The sequence below is a fragment of the Methylobacterium variabile genome (assembly GCF_001043975.1).
GTDB lineage: Bacteria > Pseudomonadota > Alphaproteobacteria > Rhizobiales > Beijerinckiaceae > Methylobacterium > Methylobacterium variabile.
In genome coordinates this window covers 1-14940 of record NZ_LABY01000060.1, presented here as the reverse complement: position 1 = coordinate 14940, position 14940 = coordinate 1, and the positions used below count along the sequence as shown (strand labels likewise).

The following is a 14940-nucleotide window of genomic DNA, read 5'->3' as shown; positions in this document are numbered from 1 at the left end:
GGTCGAGCCTGCCGCGAGAGACGATCCTTCAATGGCCGCGATGACCGCTATCGGAATGGCGATGCCGATCGCAGCGGCCTCGATCGTTGGTGTCAGCTTGTTTGCGTGGGCATGGAAGGGCAATCAGTACGACCGCGCAAAACAAAAATCACCTTGGTATTTCCAGATATCGCTAGTATCTACGTTTCTGATATTTGGATTTTTTGTCTATTGGCTGAGGAATGTAATTCCACAAACATATCTACAGATATTTGGCGCCGCCATGATAGGGCAGATGTTCGCTGTCATGTTTCTGTTTGGCTTGTCCAACGTCATATGGGTTGAGCGCAGCAAGCCCATCCGGCAGCGCATCTTCCCCGCTCTTGCGACGCTGGTTATCGCGGTGCTGATCCTCTCCGGCGCCTTCACGGGCTGAAACAGCGAGCCCCGCCGGCCGGGTGGCCTGACGGGGCGCGGGGCCGATACGCAACGAGGCCCATCGCAGGATGATGGGAATTGGTTAGCGGCTCCTCAAGCCGGTCGAGCCGGCACTCAGGCCGCGTCGTGCACGTCGACAACCATCTCGGCGCCTAGGACGTGGAAAGCCGCATCCAACTGCTCCAGTCGCGAGCGATGGTCGAGCCGAAACAGCCGGTCCACGCTCTCACGGTTCCAGCCAAGTCGGCGCGCGAGTTCAGCTCGCGTGATGTCGGCGTTCCGCATGCGCAGGTAGAGCAGTGCCTTGAGTGAAGTCAGAGGTGCGAGCTTCACCGTAGCATCCACGCAGTCGGGCAGTGACTCCCGTGGGTCGAGCGGGATAGGTAGATGACCGTTCGCGCTAATCCGTGCGCCGATAGCCTCCTCGATCGCCTCCCCGGCCTGATGAATGGCATCCTCTCGGGTCTCTCCGAAGGTCGTGACCTCCGGAAAAGCCGGCGACGTGACGAGAAACGTATCGTTGTCGTCTGGCGTCAGGCAAATCGGAAAAATCACCATTACTTCAACCCCAGGTCTTTCTTGATCTTGTTGACCAAGCCGGTGCCAAGCTCTTTGCCGCTACCGTGCATCGGCAGCTGCGACGTTCGATCACCGCGGCGCACGGTCAGGTGGCCGCTACCACCCTTGTGGCTTTCGAAGCTGCATCCGGCTTGCGCGAGCCACCGCTTGAGTTCCTGAGCATTCATGCAAACTAGTGTCCTCCACACTAATGTGGAAGTCAACATAAGTGTGGAGTCGTTCCAGGGCCGAGTGCAGACACGCTGAACTCCTCCACGCGGCCCAGAACGGCGTCGGGGAGGAGTTTGGGGTATCAGGCCCAGGATCAGGGGCGGTGCTCGAACAGCTTGCGCACTTCGGCGACCTCTAGCGGCTCGGCACACTGCAGCAGCTCGGCGGCCTCGGCGTGGCAAGCGAGCCAGCGATCGGCGAAGTAGAGGAGCCGCCCACCGGCCCGATCGAACCCGACGCGGGACACCCTGAGGCTGGCACGCTCCATCCGCCGGAACAGGTAGCGGACCCGGATGCACAGCCAGAGGAACCGGGCGGTTTGGCGAGGCGTCAGACAGGGCTCGGCGGAGGGGATCGCGGTCGGCATCAGCAGCCCGCCAGCCACAGCAGGATCAGGGCGGCAGCGGTGACGACGTTGCCCTTTCCAGCCTCGTGACCCGCCCGTGCGAGCACTTGGCGCTGAATGGCCCGGAGGCGCATCAACCCGAAGGCAACGCCGCGGGGCTGGCCGAGAGCGAGGGACAGGCGGGCGGTGGTAGCGAGCTTCACGCGCGGTTCTCCGGGGTGGTGGTCTCGAGATCGAGGTCGGATCCGCGCAGCCAGACAATCTGCGAGGCGTGGTCCTCAGGGGCGCCAAGGGACGGCTCAGCGTCGGCGCCGTCCTCGAGGTCAGGGTCGCCATCCATCTCGTTGAGGATCGCAATCAGCTTGTCGGCGGTGTCGAGGGCGGCTTGCGCCGCAACCTCGATCTGCTCGCGGAAGGCGGCTTGGGCGTCGCGCGGGGCGACGGGCTTGGGGCGGGGGCGGAAGGTGATGACGTTCGCCACGGGTCAGGCTCCCGTCGCCGTGTGGCTGCCGGAGAGGGCGAGCAGGTCGGCCGTGATGGCGAAGGGCATGGCCTCCTCGTCGTCGGAGAACAGGGCCCGGTCCGCGGGCCGAAGGGGCAGCCCGTCGCACACCGCCGATGCGACCCGGGCCTTGAGGGCGAAGTCTGAGAGCGAGCGGGCCGGGGTCTCGTGGAGAAGCGAGAGTGCCGCTCGCTGGCGCTCTCCGGCGACTCCGCGGGCTTCTAGGAGCGGCGTGAGGCCGGCCGCCTGCCTTGCCGCGGCGATGCTCGCCTGCCAGCTGTCCCAGGCTGCCACGATTGCATCGCCGCGCTCCTGCGCTGGCCGGCATGGCACCGGGTCTCTGCGACTGAAGACCTTCACGACATGCCGGCGTCCGCGCAGTTCCTCCGCGTGGCGCTCGCCATAGGGCAGCACCCGATGCCGTCCCGGGGTTATGGGAACGGTGTCCGGACGCGGAATAGTATCCATCACCCAATCATCATTCCGAGGCCAAAGAGCGTCCGGCATGGTGGGCTCGATATACCGTTCGTAAGCCGCCCCAACCTCGTCGTCCGCCTCGGTGAACGCTACGGTTGCGGCCTGAAACTCGGCCTCAAGCGCGACCAGAACCGGATTGACTGTGCCGAGCGGCGAGGGCTCACCACGGATCACCCGGGCGGCAGCGGCCTTCAGGATGGCCGCGCGCTGGCGGAGTGGCGGGCGGCTGTTGTCGCGGCGGAAGGGATTGCGCAGGTTTAGAGAGGGCACTGGCGTGCTCCGATGCAGTGCGAGGATTTATTTCAGTGGAGAGGGGCTTAGGCGCCCCAGGCCTGCGCGATCTCGCGCACCATATCGGCGTCACGGACGCGGCCTTCGCAGTCGATTTCATGCTGAAGGCGCAGGCTCAGAATGTAGTCGTGCTCGGTTTCATTCCGGGGGGCTACGGCTTGTGAGTTCGTTAATGATCCGGTCGCCGATGAGAGCCGCGCGGGTCTCCTCGAAATCTGCTAGATGACCGACCGGCGTCGCATGAACGCAGCCGCGCGGGTCTCGCCATGCGACGCTATAGGGTCGCGCCACGACGCCTTCCCAGAGAAAGCGAGCCGCCGCATACGCCTCGTGGAGGTTCACGAGCTGCAACACGGTGAGCGGCTTCAGGTCGACCTTCGCAGCGGAGGCCCCGGCTCCGGTAGAGCCTTGGCGCTCGGCTTGGCCTTCGGCGAAGGCCTGCTCGAAGCGGAAGGCGAGGATGTGCAGGGCATCAAGCCGCAACTCGCGCCGCAATCTAGCGTCCAACTCCTCGCAGCCGGCGGCGTCGAGTTCGTTGGCCTCGGCGTTGAACCGCCTGTGGTATTCGGTTCGGGCAACCGCGTTCAGGCGCGCAGCCATGAAAGCCAGCCCTTCGGCAAAAGGCTTCGTGTGCAGATCGCCACGGGCATCGGCGTAGGTCATCAAGCCCGACCGAGGGTCATCGATGTTCATTAGCACGGGCGCTGCGGCCTCGACGGGCTCGGGTTCGGCCTCCTGCGCCGGCTCCGGGGCGTGCTCACCGAAGCGGAGATTGCGGTAGGCGACGGACAGCGGGTCGTTGCGGGTGCCGGCGTAGCCACGGACGAGAAAGCCGTTCTCACGCTCGATGACGGCGGCGGCGTAGCAGCCCCGATCGGCGTCCGAGGTCAGCGGTGTGTGCAGCAGGGCGCGGAATGCCTCCTCCTCGGCAGCGCGCAGAGCCGGCACGTCGGCGCCTTCCTCGCCCATGCCATGCAGGCAACGGGCATAAGCGAGCATGTGCGCCTCGATGAGGTCGGACAGGGCCTTGGACGGCGCTCCGCCGCCAGCTAGGCGCGGCCAGCGGTGGGGCGACCGCCCCTTGCCGATGACCTTCGCGGCCGAAACCTTCAGGGCGGCGGCGCGCTCGCGCAGGGACGGGCGGGGAGCGTCGGGGTTGCGGCGGGGGAGCTTCAGGGCGAACGGCATTGCGGCAAGCCTTCTTGAAGTAATGCAGGATTGCAGGGATCGCGGTTTGAAGGGGCGAGGCGTCAGAGGTGCGTGGCGAGACCGATGAGGCTCATCCCGCCGCCGATGAGGATCACGGCCGACAGCAGGTCACCGGTGGCATTGAGGAAGCGCAGGGCGCGGACGTGCGGAGTGTCCGGCCGGTTTGCGGAGGCGCCGTGGATGGCGTCCCAGTCCTCGACGTCATGAGGCTCCTCCACGCCCGGCGGCGGGGCGGGCTCACGGCGCTGGTAGCCGCGCGAAGAAAAGTAGCTGCGCGCCTCGGGCGACTGGGGGACGATGGGGCGACGGGGAGCGGGGGCCATGTGTCGTACCTCACGCCATGCGGGCGAGGACGGCGGCGAACCGCTCGAACAGGTCGAGCCGGTCGAATTCGGTTGCCGTCTCGGCGAGGTGGCTCGCGAGGGCGGTCGCTTCGCCAATGGTGGCGGGCGTGAGCGCAAGCAAGGCGGCGAGCGCGGCCGTCTCCTCGTCGGCGGCACGATCCGCGATGGCGAGCATCAACGCTTCGTCGGGAGCGCTGTCCTCCTCGGCGCGCACAAAGTCGTCGGTGGCCTGCATCACGGTGGTGAGGGCGCTGCGGTGGTCCTCGATGGCGGAGAGGAGCGGATTGCGGAGGCGGGGTGCCGGCAAGGCGAGCACCGGGGCGGCAGCGGCGGCCTTCGCCACGGGAGCGGCGAGGAGGGCCGCGGCACCGGCCACGAGGGCGCGGCGGGACGGCAGGACGGTCAACAGGGCGAGCGTCATCGATACCATGAGCGGGGCTCCGGATTGGAAGTCGTCGGGGTGTGGTGGATGCGTGGTCCGGGCTGCCGCCCCGGGCGGATCAGTGCGCCGTGGCGGCGCGGGCGGCCTTGGCGAGCGCCCAGGTGGCCTTGAGGGTGACGGACAGGGCCTCGCCCCAAGTCGAGCCTGTGCGGGTCTGGTGCACCCGGGCGGCGGCGATGGCGGCCGACATGATCGCGGCCCTGTCGTAGGCGCCGGCAACCACGAGGGGGCGACGCTTAGCGGAGGTGGCTCGGATGAGCCCCTGGGCGGCGAGGAGACCCGCCGGGCGGTGGGTACGGGTCGCGGCGATCTCCTTCATCGCGAGCGACCAGTGGAGGGAGCGGGTGGCGGACATCGGCCTGTCTCTGAATGGCTGATGTGATACTTATAGTGACAAGCAATCCGCCTTGTCAACGACGGGATGAGGTTATATTTTTAGTGACAGGACGGAGTGAGCGTATGGAACTGACGCCGGAGCTATGCCGGGCGGCTCGCGCCTTTGCGCGCCTGGACCAGAAGGAGTTGTCGGAAGCGTCAGGGGTGCCGCTCCCCACCATCAAGGCATTCGAGACGGTGCGCCGCGTAGATGGCAAGCCAGCCCGACGGCTGACCACGATGAACAACCGGGCCTTGGTCGAAGCCTTTGAGAAGGCTGGACTTGAGTTCATCCCCGAGAACGGCGGCGGCGCAGGCATCCGCTTCCGCAACCGGGCTGATGGGACACGGGGCGAACACTGAGCGATCGCATTCCGACGCCCCATAAAAGGGAACCCCATTTTTTTAATCGGAAATAGGGGCGGATCTGGGGAACGCGCTCATATATGCGAGCTGCAAAAGGCCCCTTTTTCAGGCCGCCCGGTGGAGTTCAATGACGGACATCGAGACGATCAAGAGTACGGACGGCGGGGACTTCTTTGCGGTCGAGCGCCCGATGTGGGCCAAAGTCTGCGCCCGCACGAGCATGAACGAGGCGGTGGCCTACCTCATCCTGGCGCGTGGGGCGCACTTCGGTACCCGCGACACCGCGTGGTCGACCGATGCCGTTGAGCGCTACACCGGGATCGCCCGGCCGAGGGCCAAGAAGGCCATCCAGGATCTCGTGCAGTCCGGCCTACTGCAGCAGAAGCGCGCCGGCACGAAGCCGCTCTACCACCTGCCTACCGCCCACGAGTTCGAGAACCCGCCGAAGCCGGCCGTGACCCTGACGGACGGGGAGCAAGCCGTCCTCGACATGATCGCGGCCGCCGGCGGCCCCGTCGATGTCCCGTACACGAGCACGGCGAAGAACGGTTGGCCCAGGGGCCGGCCGAACGATGTCGCGCGGGCGCTCGTGCGCAAGGGCAAGGTCCAGCACTCCGCGAGCCAGGTACTCCACTTCGAGGTCACGCCCGAGAAGGTTGAGGAGGCGCCGAAGCCCGAATGGATCTGGCTGCCGAACAGCCTCGTGGACGGCGTTGCCGGTGCGGTCGCGCCCATCGAGCAGGTGCGCCAGACGCAGGACGTGGTTGCGCTTCGGCTGTTCGTAGATCTCTACTTCTCGCAGAGCCTCGCCATGAACGGCGGCGTGCACTGGCGGCAAGTCCGGCGGGAGTACGATAGGCACTTGGTCGGCCAGAGCGGCCCGTACAATGTGTGGGGGTTCGTGAGGGGCGGCCGGACTGGCTTTGGCTCGGCAACGTTCATCGCGCCGTTTCTGACGAACACCATGAAGACCTTTACCCGCGACGACGGCAGCACCTACCAGCAAGACCCCGGCTGGCCGGCATTCTGGGCCGCCCTGTCGAAGCTCGAACAGCTAGAGCTTGTCCAGTCCGTCGCGCACATCATCGATGCCGACACCGATGAGGGCGAAGTCATACACCCCTATGGAATGCTCGCCGGCGAGCCGGGGGAAAATGAGATCGCTCAGGAGGCCTACTTGGCGGGCGAGCGGCTTTTGACATCCGGCCAGCGCGAATGGGCAGCCGATCGGAGGCTGTGGCTGCTACCCGTCCTCCGGCACATCGAGAACGTGCAGATGGTCGGTCTGCTGCGGCTACGCCACCGGGCTCGAACCGCGGCGACCGCCGAATGGCTGTCCGGCGCCGAGGGGTGGTCTGTCTGGGTCGATCGCTACCGGGATGTGGGCCAGAAACCCGCGTCCGATCAAGGGGATGCAATATCAAAGGGGGATCAACGGGGTATCCAAGGGGCATCAAGGGTGGGTCAAGGTGGTATCAAGGGGGGATGATTATCCCCGTAGGAGCACACCACCTCCTCACTTCGTTCGGAGGTGGACGACCTCATGGAGGGGCATCATGAAGAAGCCGCACCGGGCGGACCTCTACCTCCCGCGGGAGAGGTTGCCGGCCATGTCATTCGACGACGCCGGAGACGCAGCCTGCGGCAAGCCCGTGTCCGGCCGGATCCCCGAGACCCTGGATGGCGGGTGCCGGCTCTACCGGCCGGACTTCCGCCAGCAGGCCCGCGGTGAGACGGCCCGGGGAGACCATCCATGAACACCGCCTTCCTCCTGATGGCCCAGTACGGCGCAGCCGCGGTGATCCCGATCGATGCCGTCTGCCGGGACTATTTTTGGCACCTGAGCCCGGACAAGCTCGTGCGGAAGATCTCGGCCGGAGAGATCGCATTGCCGCTCGTGCGCATGGAGGCGAGCTACAAGTGCGCCAAGGGCGTGCACCTGGTCGACCTGGCGAAGTGGATCGACGAACGGGCCGAGGCGGCCCGCAAGGAGTGCCAGCAACTCAGCGGCCGGTAGCCGGACCGGAAGGCGGGCGGCGCCCCGCTCCTACAGCCCTGCCATACCGGCCGGGTTCTGTTTGAACAGCTGCCCGCTGCGGATGTAGCCGGACGTGGTGTCGAAGCGCTTATGCCGGAGCTGGCGCTGGATCGCGTGCCCTGGCGCATCGTTCACCGCGGCCGACGTGGCGAGCCCGGATCGAAGCGAGTGCCCGGCATAGGCCGCGGCGATGCGGGTGGCCTCCTCGGGCGTGTGACCTTCGGCGAGAGCATGGGCGACCACGGCACGCTGAAGGATGCGAGCTACGGCGTGATCCGTGATGGCCGCCGCGCCGATCTGGCCGTGCCGGTTGATGGGTCGGAAGGCCGGGCCCTCTTTGAGCCCCGACGCCTGCACCCACGCCCGGAAATTCCGGACGGGGCAGGTGTCCGGGTTCGAGCCGTAGGGAATGCCGATCTCCACGCCCGCGGCGCCCTGGTCGGTCTTCGATCGCCCGATATGGACCACGAGGCCGTCAGGACGCTCTTCGAGCCAGTTGCCGGCGCAGGCCGCCAGTTCGATCCCCGCAAGCTCGGAGCGGCGCAGCGCGGCGCCGAAGCCCACCAGGATCAACGCACGGTCGCGCAAGCCCGTCAGGGTGTTGGGGAGCAGGGCCAGCACCTTGCGCAGGTCGGGCGTCATCAGGGGGCGCTTCTTGGCGGCCGGCGCGGCGTGTGCGCGGCGAATGCCGGTCCAGGCGTCCCGGAAAGCGGGGGACGAGGTGTCGAGCCGATGGCCGATCGCGGCGTGCGCCTCACGGATCGCAGCAAGGCGACGTTGCAACGTGGAAACTTTCAACGTTGTCACGTGGTCAATGAGGTAGGAGAGCACGGCTGCGGGCGCAGCCGGCAAAGCGAGGAGGCCTCGCGCGGCGCACCACTCCTCGAAGGCCCGCATGTCGCTGGCGTAGGCCCGGCGTGTGTTCGAGGCGCGGGCGAGCTTGGCATAGTCGCGGGCCTGCTCGGCGAACGGCTGGAGCGCGGTCGGGATCGGGAGGGCGACTTCGGTGCTCATGGCTGGTGCGGCTCCCGGCGCCTCGGCGCTGACATCCGGTAATGTCGTGTTATCGGACCTTAGCCTGACAGAACCAGAACTGTCCACTGACAACGTTCCACGTCGTCACGTTACCACGTGGTAAGTTGGAACGTTGACACTGGCGACTCGCGGTCGGTCCGTGATAGGCCAAGCTCATGCACGTCCTCGCCCTCACCACCCAGAAAGGCGGGTCTGGAAAGACCACGCTCGCCGCATCGCTCGCCGTCGCGGCGCTTCAGGACGGCGAGCGCGTCGCCATCCTCGACACCGATCAGCAGCGGTCGCTGACCAGTTGGGGGCAGCGCCGGAAGGCCGGCGACCTGGCGGTGCAGTCGGTCGAGCCGAGCGGGTTCAAGACCGCGCTGGGGCGCCTGCGGGCGGATGGCAGCACCACGCTCGCGATCGTCGACACGCCCGGCCTGTTCGGTGCCGGCGTCACGCTCGTGCTTCAGGAGGCGAGCCTGTGCCTCCTGCCGGTCAAGCCGTCGATCCTCGATGTGGAGGCCGCGCGGCCGACCGTGGAGCAGCTGCGGATGCTCGGGCGGCGGTTCGGGTTCGTGCTCAACCAGTGCAACGCCACAACCCAGGCCCGCACCCTCGACGCTGCGACGGCGCTGGTGAAGGCGGGCGCGCTCGCCCCCTCGATGGTCGCGAGCCGATCCGACTTCCTCGACGCCATGACGACGGGCCAAGGCGTCACGGAGTTCGCGCCGCGCGGCAAGGCCGCCGTGGAAATCCGCCTGCTCTGGCAGTGGGCGAAGTCGCAACTGGAAGGATCCGCCAATGGCTAAGGCCCCGCGCCCCTCGATCAACGACCAGCTCGCCGCCATCGCCGCCCAAGGCACCAGCAACGTGACGACGTTGCCACGTGGTAACGTGGAAACTGGCAACGGACAACGTGACAACGCGGCGCCTGAGCACGTGGCGCCTGCCCCTGCGGTGCGCCTCACCCCTGAGGCCGAGGTCCCGGACGGGTTCAAGCGCCGGGTTCGGGTCGAGAAGCCTCACGCCTCGGTCTACGCCCACCCGAAGGTGTTCAAGGCGATCCGGGAGATCGCCGCCGCGCAGGGCTGCAAGCCTCATGACATCTACCTGGAGGGCCTGCGGCTCGCGCTTCGGGCGCACGGGCGCGACTTCGATGCGCTGAACCGGGGAGAGTAAGAGCCAAGATCACGAAGGGCCGCAATTCCGGCCAGTGTCCAGATCCGGACGGGTGCGCAAAGGTGGGCAGGTTGCTCAGGTTTCTGAGGGCGGGGAAATTCCCCACCCTTCGGATCAGGATGCGCAAGTTGCGCACCCTCGCCTCACCACTCAAGTCGTCTGGCTACATCACGACCGCGGCCGAGCGTGGCGCGGATCTCGCTCGCATCATGGATCAGTCCGGGCACCGGGATACCCGGACTGTCGTCGGCTACATCCGCCGGGCGAATGCGTTCAAGGGGCACTCGGGGAGCGGGTTCCTTTAGTCCAAGTTGGACGGTAGGAAGTCCGGCGCCGCTGGGCGCGCGACAAGCCCGGGGAAGCGACAATGCCTGTTTGGAGACGCCTGCTCTGTGTCGCGATCGGCGCCGGGCTGCTCTACGTTGCGGCCCGGATCCTGCTGTTTGAGTATGAGGCCGGACGCTTTCTGATCCGCGCGACAGTCCCCGCAGGATTTATGGCCTTCCTGGGCGCCTTTCTTCTCGCGTCGGGCGCTTTTCCGAACCTGACGCGGAAGTGGTAGTCATCGCCCGAACTTCCACACCGGGATCATCCCCTGTTGCTTGATCGGGTGCGCCTTGTAGGCCGTGCCCCTCCCGATCTTGATCCAGTCCGCCGTGACTTCGGTCACGTCGCGGGTGAGCGGGAGCAGATGCCCGGTCCAGTCGCCGCGGATCGTGCCCAGGGCCGGGCTCACGCCGAAGAGATGCGTCGTTTCCCACCCCGCGGCGTGCGCCTGCATCCCCCAACGCTCGATGAACTCGCCGCAGCGGCGGTGCGTCTCGGCCCATTCGTCAGGGCGGAGACCGGGACACGGCGGCACGCCGGGGGAGAGGCTGGCGAAGCCCTTGGACCATTCGAGGACGGTGGGTGGGATGCTCATGGGGCGCTCTATCCCGCGCGCCGCGGCGCCGCAAACCCCGACAGAGTTTGACGAACCGTTGCCGTTCGTGCCGAATGGCTGATTAAGGCGTCTTGCATCCCGCGAGTCGCTACCAGGATCACCGCCGCGACAGCAGCAGCCACATAAAGCGAGACCCCCGCCAGGCGCCAACCTAGCGAGGGTCTAGAGCCCCGAGGGGGCCAATCCGAAGTGTTGCAACTCGGATCATCCCCCGAAATCGCTGTGCGAGTCAATCTGAAAGCCACGCTTTCGGAGACGGGCTCGGCTTGCCTGTGACGGACCGCCCGACCGGCGGCGCCGAATGCTGAACCGCGGCCCGAGAGGGCCGAACGATGACGTGTGCCTACCGCCTACCGCGCTCTGTCGCGGACAGGCTTGAGACGGCCCTGCGCGGCCGGAAGAACGCCGCTGCCTGCCTCGCCCTGGCGACGTGGCTCGGGCGGTTCTGGAGCGCCCCCAGGCGGCTCCTCTACAGCTTCCCTGTCGATAGACGGGCCATCGCCGGCCGAGAGGATCTGGGCCTGACCGAAGCTCGGGTGCGCGGCGCGCTCGCTGTGCTCGAAGAGATCGGCTTCGTCGCCCGGTACGAGCCCGACCCGGGCAAGCGCTACCAGCGCACGGCCGAGGGGCTGCACAGGAGGCCGCTGCTGTTCCGGTTCGCTGAGGAGTACGCCGTAGCCTTCACGACAGCGAATGCGCGGGCTCAGGCGGCCCGTGGAGCCCCAGCGCCGGCAAGGCGTCCAATCCCGCGTCCCGAGCCCCAACGGGCGCCAGCGGTCAACGTCGCAGCCCCCGGCGGTATGCCATCGGCCCAAGTCGCCCAAAAGCAAATCTCAGGCGGAAGCCGTGTGATTATGGGTGAGGAGCGGGGAGGCTCACCCCTTGAGGCTGCGATCGAACGCCTACGGCGAGGGGTAGGCCTGTGACCGGCAGAACCGCGAGGCCGTCGCAAGCTCTGCCGGAGGACAGGGTCGCAAATCGGACAGTGCGGGCCGACGAAGGGGAGGCGAAGGCGCGGGCGTTCCTTGCCGCCCAGCATGGCTCTATCAACTCGATAATAAGTGCTTGCTAACTGCCTAACATGCTCGTACCAAGGATCTGCGGCATCGGTAGGAGCGGCTTGATGACCCCCCTTGAGCTTGAGCAAACGATCTTAGATCTTGAGGAAGTGCGCATCGTCGTCAGGGCGCCGTTAAACGTTCAATTAGGGGATTACAACTATTCCCGTAAGGCCGCAGGAACCGCGTCCATAGCGGAGTGGATCGAGCAGCGGGTTGCGCCGATCGTGGGTGATTATCCCGTTGCCGTAGTCGACGGCAGTGGCATCTCGCCGAACCGCCGGACTAAGATGGCAACGATCCGGGGGACCTACGTGCAATAAGTTCAAACATTCCGCTCTGGGCTCGTATAGTAAAACCAGTGGCAGAATTTTATTTTGGTCGTGTTAAAAATATAATAGAATCTCTCGCTTAAGGAGCGATTTCAATGGATAGGGCTATAGTCCAAATACTTGACGAAGCCTTAATGTGTAGTGTTTTCGTTAATCCTAGAGATCCAGGCCTGTCTTATCAAGAAATATTAGAGATTGGGAGTCGCTTCGATTTTATGGCAGGCGAAATTAGCGACGCTGCTAGGGAGGTTCTAGATAATTATGGCAAAGGTGATAAGTTTATACCAAAACCCCATGCGTTCATGTTTCTAACATCAGGCGTGGGGGAAGATCCTGATCTCATAAATTATGATGCAGTAGATTTTGTTTACAAAGAGCTTAATCACCAAGTCCGAGCAGTTGGGGCAAACCAAGCTAAGTTAGACCGGAATGTCATCGTTGAGAAAGGCGTTCAGGCTGGCTTTGATCGGAATGAATTAGAAGGTGCAATTACCTGCTATATTTATAATAACAGCTTGAAGGAAAAAGACGAAATCATAAGATTTTCATATGGTTCTGGTGTAGTACCGCTGCCGGGCGAACAAAGCAGGCAAACAAGAAGGCGGCATTCGATAAAGAAAATACATCGAGAGAAGGTTCTGGGGATTGTTCGTGATATAGTTGCCCGACGTACGGATGGGCGAGCACACCGATCTGAGCCTTTTGAAGCTTTTGCAGACAAGCTTGAACAAATAGGATTTAAGCCATTCAGGATCTGGTGGACGCAGACTGTAACAGAGTTGCGGAGTGCCGATCCGAATTCAGCGCCCCTCTCCTGCGTGGTGTTATCTGCGGCGCTAGTCGAGGGATCTCTCACTTTTGCAGCCCGGTATGCGCGAACCCGCCAGATCGGCGCATTCCAGTCCAGTGACTTTGAAGGGGAGCCACGGGGTTGGAAAGCCGAGAAGCTGATAGATAGCGCTAGCCGTGGCGGAACTGCATCTATCTTCTCTCCACAGATTAAGGCTCGCGCCGAGCATTTGAACCGGGTGCGCCAGCGTGTGCATGTTGGGCGCCTGCTGAGTGACAACCCTGGCGGCGTACCGGATTTGAGACCGGAGGAGGGACGTGACGCGAAGGCGACGGCCGAGCAGGTTGTCAGAGCTGTCATAGACTGGTTGGATCGGGCCTCTACAGCCTGAGCCTACCTGTTACGTACGCAAACGCCGTTCAGAGAACGGCGTTCAATGTAGGATCGAGGCGATATCCTACACTTAGGAGCCGCCATGAGCCGCGGGCTGGGGATCAGGCAACGGGCGTTCCTGTCGGCCCTGGCGCGCCTCGACAGGGATGGGCCGGCGCGCTGGCACACACCGGGGGAGGTGCTGGCCGCGATGGGGCCGCTGCCGCTCGGCCGGGCCGAGAGGATGGAACGGCACTTCGACAGGGCCGACCGTGCGCAGCTGGCGCATCTCCGGGAGCTTGCCGCGGCTGGGTATCAGTTCGCCGTCGGCGGTATCGCCGTGCGCGAGGCTGAAATTGCGAACCGGGAGCGCCGTTGGCGCTGGAATGCGCCGCGGGCGCCCAACACGACCCGGATAGCTCCTCGGGGTGGTGAGGCAGTCAATCCGTCCAGGGTTCTAGCCCTCCTGGCTAAGAGGGGGCTCGTGGAGCGGGAAGCGCATTGCGGGCCGGGATCGCAGGTGCGTTTGCTAAAGTAGGGGAAAGTAGCCATCGGAACGGGGTTCGGATGGCGAACCGGTTTGAATTTTAATCATAGTTTTCAAAGGGGGCGGACCTGGAGCAGGGCGCCGACCACCCCGCCGCCTAATTAAATAATGGCGGAAATTGGGAAATTTGGAGCGCCGTGCGAGCGGTCGGGCTCGCCCGTCGTTGATTATAAAATCAAAGGAAATCAAAAATCACCCGCGCGTGAGGCTCACCCACCACAGCCTGTGGCAAGTCGCCCTAGCGAGGGATCAGCGAATTCAAGCGAGGGGGCACCGCTTGCCGCGTGGCGGCGTCGGGGCGGTCTAAAATAGACCGATCTAGACGGCCCATGGGCTCAATTGGTGACACCGGCGGTAACGGCCGGGGGCTGCTAACAAATGCTACGGCTCCGAGCGTTCGGATGATGACAAATGACGACAGCGGCGCGGCCCGAATGAATGCAAATCAAAGCATCCACGCGCCCGCGCGAACTGTCTCCGGTGAGAGGAAATGAGAGGGTGCGCGCCTCCTGCTGGCAATGGCCGATGAACGGAAATGAACGGGTTTCACGCGGGCGCGCGAAGTCCGCCGAGACCAACACGGGGGCAACACCTTTCAACCCGTCGTAGCCGTAGCGTCGGGCCACAAAAGGCCACATCGGGGAATGCAGCGTCAGTGCAGGTTTTTGCAGGCCAAGACAGGAAATGACAGGCCCCCGCGCGCGTGGGGAGCCGTGTGGATCAATGCCCCGGCAAAGCATTTCAACGCGGCCGGTAGAGCGCGGCCAGCGCGTTCTAGGCCGTGTTGCGCTGGCCGCGGGTACAACATCAGGCCAACATTTCACAGCAGGCCGGCGGTGGCTGTAACCGCCGGCTACATCATCCAGCGCAAGCAATTGGCGGTCTCGCAGGCGCCCCACACGTGCCCGTTCTCGGCCCGGGACCACCGCAGCCTGCCGGCGCAGTCAGGGCACGGGATCTCGCCTTCGTCGCCCGGTTCGGCTCGAATTGCTCTCAGAGCCTCAAGGGCAGCATTTCGGGACTCCGGCAGCGCTTCCCTGCAGTAGACCTCGGCGAACGTCTCCAGCGCCTCCGCCGCGGCTTGTCGGCGGAGGCGCTGGAGACGT

General features: G+C 65.0%; 23 protein-coding genes. 10 read left to right on the top strand and 13 right to left on the bottom strand.

Features of this window, described 5'->3' with window-relative positions:
- The first annotated feature begins 31 nt into the window (after nucleotides 1-31).
- Nucleotides 32-415: a hypothetical protein gene (locus VQ02_RS36880; protein WP_157080565.1), complete on the top strand. Its 384-nt coding sequence runs from the start codon at nucleotides 32-34 to the stop codon at nucleotides 413-415.
- Nucleotides 416-531: 116 nt separating this feature from the next.
- Here the strand turns inward: VQ02_RS36880 and VQ02_RS10225 are convergent, their stop codons facing one another.
- The 10 genes from VQ02_RS10225 to VQ02_RS10185 all read right to left on the bottom strand — a co-directional run bounded on the left by VQ02_RS10225 (nucleotide 532) and on the right by VQ02_RS10185 (nucleotide 5172).
- Entirely contained in the window at nucleotides 532-975 is a 444-nt protein-coding gene (locus VQ02_RS10225; protein ID WP_048444080.1) for a type II toxin-antitoxin system HicB family antitoxin, read from the bottom strand.
- Nucleotides 975-1163 (bottom strand): type II toxin-antitoxin system HicA family toxin, encoded by a 189-nt coding sequence (locus VQ02_RS35510; protein WP_083469137.1) that lies wholly within the window; start codon nucleotides 1161-1163, stop codon nucleotides 975-977. Before VQ02_RS35510 ends, VQ02_RS10225 begins: the two co-directional genes overlap by 1 nt.
- Before the next feature lie 137 nt (nucleotides 1164-1300).
- Nucleotides 1301-1573, bottom strand: a complete 273-nt coding sequence (locus VQ02_RS10220) for a hypothetical protein (RefSeq protein WP_157080564.1) — start codon at nucleotides 1571-1573, stop codon at nucleotides 1301-1303.
- Nucleotides 1573-1755 (bottom strand): hypothetical protein, encoded by a 183-nt coding sequence (locus tag VQ02_RS10215; RefSeq protein WP_048444078.1) that lies wholly within the window; start codon nucleotides 1753-1755, stop codon nucleotides 1573-1575. The genes VQ02_RS10220 and VQ02_RS10215 overlap by 1 nt, the downstream gene beginning before the upstream one ends.
- Nucleotides 1752-2033 (bottom strand): hypothetical protein, encoded by a 282-nt coding sequence (locus tag VQ02_RS10210; RefSeq protein WP_048444077.1) that lies wholly within the window; start codon nucleotides 2031-2033, stop codon nucleotides 1752-1754. Before VQ02_RS10210 ends, VQ02_RS10215 begins: the two co-directional genes overlap by 4 nt.
- Nucleotides 2034-2036: 3 nt before the next feature.
- Nucleotides 2037-2801: a hypothetical protein gene (locus VQ02_RS10205; RefSeq protein WP_048444076.1), complete on the bottom strand. Its 765-nt coding sequence runs from the start codon at nucleotides 2799-2801 to the stop codon at nucleotides 2037-2039.
- A gap of 159 nt (nucleotides 2802-2960) precedes the next feature.
- Complete coding sequence (locus tag VQ02_RS10200) at nucleotides 2961-4010, bottom strand: hypothetical protein (RefSeq protein WP_048444075.1); 1050 nt, start codon at nucleotides 4008-4010, stop codon at nucleotides 2961-2963.
- Nucleotides 4011-4072: 62 nt separating this feature from the next.
- Nucleotides 4073-4354, bottom strand: coding sequence for a hypothetical protein (locus VQ02_RS36875; protein ID WP_048444074.1), 282 nt, complete (start codon nucleotides 4352-4354; stop codon nucleotides 4073-4075).
- 10 nt (nucleotides 4355-4364) lie between these two features.
- A complete protein-coding gene (locus VQ02_RS10190; protein WP_157080563.1) occupies nucleotides 4365-4796 on the bottom strand; it encodes a hypothetical protein in 432 nt (143 codons plus the stop codon).
- Nucleotides 4797-4875: 79 nt separating this feature from the next.
- Entirely contained in the window at nucleotides 4876-5172 is a 297-nt protein-coding gene (locus VQ02_RS10185; RefSeq protein ID WP_048444072.1) for a hypothetical protein, read from the bottom strand.
- A gap of 104 nt (nucleotides 5173-5276) precedes the next feature.
- Between VQ02_RS10185 and VQ02_RS10180 the strand changes: the two genes are divergently transcribed.
- From VQ02_RS10180 to VQ02_RS10165, 4 genes are all read left to right on the top strand, one after another.
- Complete coding sequence (locus tag VQ02_RS10180; protein WP_048444071.1) at nucleotides 5277-5555, top strand: helix-turn-helix domain-containing protein; 279 nt, start codon at nucleotides 5277-5279, stop codon at nucleotides 5553-5555.
- Nucleotides 5556-5685: 130 nt separating this feature from the next.
- Entirely contained in the window at nucleotides 5686-7047 is a 1362-nt protein-coding gene (locus VQ02_RS10175) for a hypothetical protein (protein WP_048444070.1), read from the top strand.
- A 67-nt stretch (nucleotides 7048-7114) separates the two neighbouring features.
- On the top strand, nucleotides 7115-7315 hold the full coding sequence (locus VQ02_RS10170) for a hypothetical protein (RefSeq protein WP_048444069.1): 201 nt from the start codon (nucleotides 7115-7117) through the stop codon (nucleotides 7313-7315).
- Nucleotides 7312-7575, top strand: a complete 264-nt coding sequence (locus VQ02_RS10165; RefSeq protein WP_048444068.1) for a pyocin activator PrtN family protein — start codon at nucleotides 7312-7314, stop codon at nucleotides 7573-7575. The genes VQ02_RS10170 and VQ02_RS10165 overlap by 4 nt, the downstream gene beginning before the upstream one ends.
- 30 nt (nucleotides 7576-7605) lie before the next feature.
- On the opposite strand, the gene VQ02_RS10160 is transcribed toward VQ02_RS10165, so the two are convergent.
- A complete protein-coding gene (locus VQ02_RS10160; RefSeq protein ID WP_048444067.1) occupies nucleotides 7606-8610 on the bottom strand; it encodes a site-specific integrase in 1005 nt (334 codons plus the stop codon).
- A 176-nt stretch (nucleotides 8611-8786) separates the two neighbouring features.
- On the opposite strand from VQ02_RS10160, the gene VQ02_RS10155 reads away from it, so the two are divergent.
- Both VQ02_RS10155 and VQ02_RS36870 read left to right on the top strand, forming a co-directional pair.
- Nucleotides 8787-9422, top strand: coding sequence for a ParA family protein (locus VQ02_RS10155; protein ID WP_048444066.1), 636 nt, complete (start codon nucleotides 8787-8789; stop codon nucleotides 9420-9422).
- Nucleotides 9415-9792: a hypothetical protein gene (locus VQ02_RS36870; RefSeq protein ID WP_157080562.1), complete on the top strand. Its 378-nt coding sequence runs from the start codon at nucleotides 9415-9417 to the stop codon at nucleotides 9790-9792. Before VQ02_RS10155 ends, VQ02_RS36870 begins: the two co-directional genes overlap by 8 nt.
- A gap of 562 nt (nucleotides 9793-10354) precedes the next feature.
- On the opposite strand, the gene VQ02_RS10135 is transcribed toward VQ02_RS36870, so the two are convergent.
- A complete protein-coding gene (locus VQ02_RS10135; protein WP_048444063.1) occupies nucleotides 10355-10714 on the bottom strand; it encodes a hypothetical protein in 360 nt (119 codons plus the stop codon).
- Nucleotides 10715-11858: 1144 nt separating this feature from the next.
- On the opposite strand from VQ02_RS10135, the gene VQ02_RS10125 reads away from it, so the two are divergent.
- The 3 genes from VQ02_RS10125 (at nucleotide 11859) to VQ02_RS10120 (ending at nucleotide 13825) form a co-directional block, all read left to right on the top strand.
- On the top strand, nucleotides 11859-12116 hold the full coding sequence (locus VQ02_RS10125; RefSeq protein ID WP_048444061.1) for a hypothetical protein: 258 nt from the start codon (nucleotides 11859-11861) through the stop codon (nucleotides 12114-12116).
- A 104-nt stretch (nucleotides 12117-12220) separates the two neighbouring features.
- Complete coding sequence (locus VQ02_RS35505) at nucleotides 12221-13306, top strand: hypothetical protein (RefSeq protein ID WP_083469136.1); 1086 nt, start codon at nucleotides 12221-12223, stop codon at nucleotides 13304-13306.
- An 84-nt stretch (nucleotides 13307-13390) separates the two neighbouring features.
- Nucleotides 13391-13825, top strand: coding sequence for a hypothetical protein (locus VQ02_RS10120; protein ID WP_048444060.1), 435 nt, complete (start codon nucleotides 13391-13393; stop codon nucleotides 13823-13825).
- A gap of 862 nt (nucleotides 13826-14687) precedes the next feature.
- Here VQ02_RS10120 and VQ02_RS38700 read toward each other — a convergent pair.
- On the bottom strand, nucleotides 14688-14940 hold a 253-nt coding region (locus VQ02_RS38700), incomplete at its 5' end, for a hypothetical protein (RefSeq protein ID WP_048444059.1).

Excerpts from the sequence above, each read along its gene's own strand:
- VQ02_RS10120 (WP_048444060.1), top strand. The coding sequence starts at position 13,391 with ATGAGCCGCGGGCTGGGGATCAGGCAACGGGCGTTCCTGTCGGCCCTG.
- VQ02_RS10220 (WP_157080564.1), bottom strand. The coding sequence starts at position 1,573 with ATGCCGACCGCGATCCCCTCCGCCGAGCCCTGTCTGACGCCTCGCCAA.
- VQ02_RS10135 (WP_048444063.1), bottom strand. The coding sequence starts at position 10,714 with ATGAGCATCCCACCCACCGTCCTCGAATGGTCCAAGGGCTTCGCCAGC.
- VQ02_RS10180 (WP_048444071.1), top strand. The coding sequence starts at position 5,277 with ATGGAACTGACGCCGGAGCTATGCCGGGCGGCTCGCGCCTTTGCGCGC.
- VQ02_RS10155 (WP_048444066.1), top strand. The coding sequence starts at position 8,787 with ATGCACGTCCTCGCCCTCACCACCCAGAAAGGCGGGTCTGGAAAGACC.
- VQ02_RS36870 (WP_157080562.1), top strand. The coding sequence starts at position 9,415 with ATGGCTAAGGCCCCGCGCCCCTCGATCAACGACCAGCTCGCCGCCATC.
- VQ02_RS36880 (WP_157080565.1), top strand. The coding sequence starts at position 32 with ATGGCCGCGATGACCGCTATCGGAATGGCGATGCCGATCGCAGCGGCC.
- VQ02_RS10185 (WP_048444072.1), bottom strand. The coding sequence starts at position 5,172 with ATGTCCGCCACCCGCTCCCTCCACTGGTCGCTCGCGATGAAGGAGATC.
- VQ02_RS35510 (WP_083469137.1), bottom strand. The coding sequence starts at position 1,163 with ATGAATGCTCAGGAACTCAAGCGGTGGCTCGCGCAAGCCGGATGCAGC.
- VQ02_RS35505 (WP_083469136.1), top strand. The coding sequence starts at position 12,221 with ATGGATAGGGCTATAGTCCAAATACTTGACGAAGCCTTAATGTGTAGT.
- VQ02_RS10200 (WP_048444075.1), bottom strand. The coding sequence starts at position 4,010 with ATGCCGTTCGCCCTGAAGCTCCCCCGCCGCAACCCCGACGCTCCCCGC.
- VQ02_RS10160 (WP_048444067.1), bottom strand. The coding sequence starts at position 8,610 with ATGAGCACCGAAGTCGCCCTCCCGATCCCGACCGCGCTCCAGCCGTTC.
- VQ02_RS10125 (WP_048444061.1), top strand. The coding sequence starts at position 11,859 with ATGACCCCCCTTGAGCTTGAGCAAACGATCTTAGATCTTGAGGAAGTG.
- VQ02_RS10225 (WP_048444080.1), bottom strand. The coding sequence starts at position 975 with ATGGTGATTTTTCCGATTTGCCTGACGCCAGACGACAACGATACGTTT.
- VQ02_RS36875 (WP_048444074.1), bottom strand. The coding sequence starts at position 4,354 with ATGGCCCCCGCTCCCCGTCGCCCCATCGTCCCCCAGTCGCCCGAGGCG.
- VQ02_RS10175 (WP_048444070.1), top strand. The coding sequence starts at position 5,686 with ATGACGGACATCGAGACGATCAAGAGTACGGACGGCGGGGACTTCTTT.
- VQ02_RS10170 (WP_048444069.1), top strand. The coding sequence starts at position 7,115 with ATGAAGAAGCCGCACCGGGCGGACCTCTACCTCCCGCGGGAGAGGTTG.
- VQ02_RS10165 (WP_048444068.1), top strand. The coding sequence starts at position 7,312 with ATGAACACCGCCTTCCTCCTGATGGCCCAGTACGGCGCAGCCGCGGTG.
- VQ02_RS10190 (WP_157080563.1), bottom strand. The coding sequence starts at position 4,796 with ATGACGCTCGCCCTGTTGACCGTCCTGCCGTCCCGCCGCGCCCTCGTG.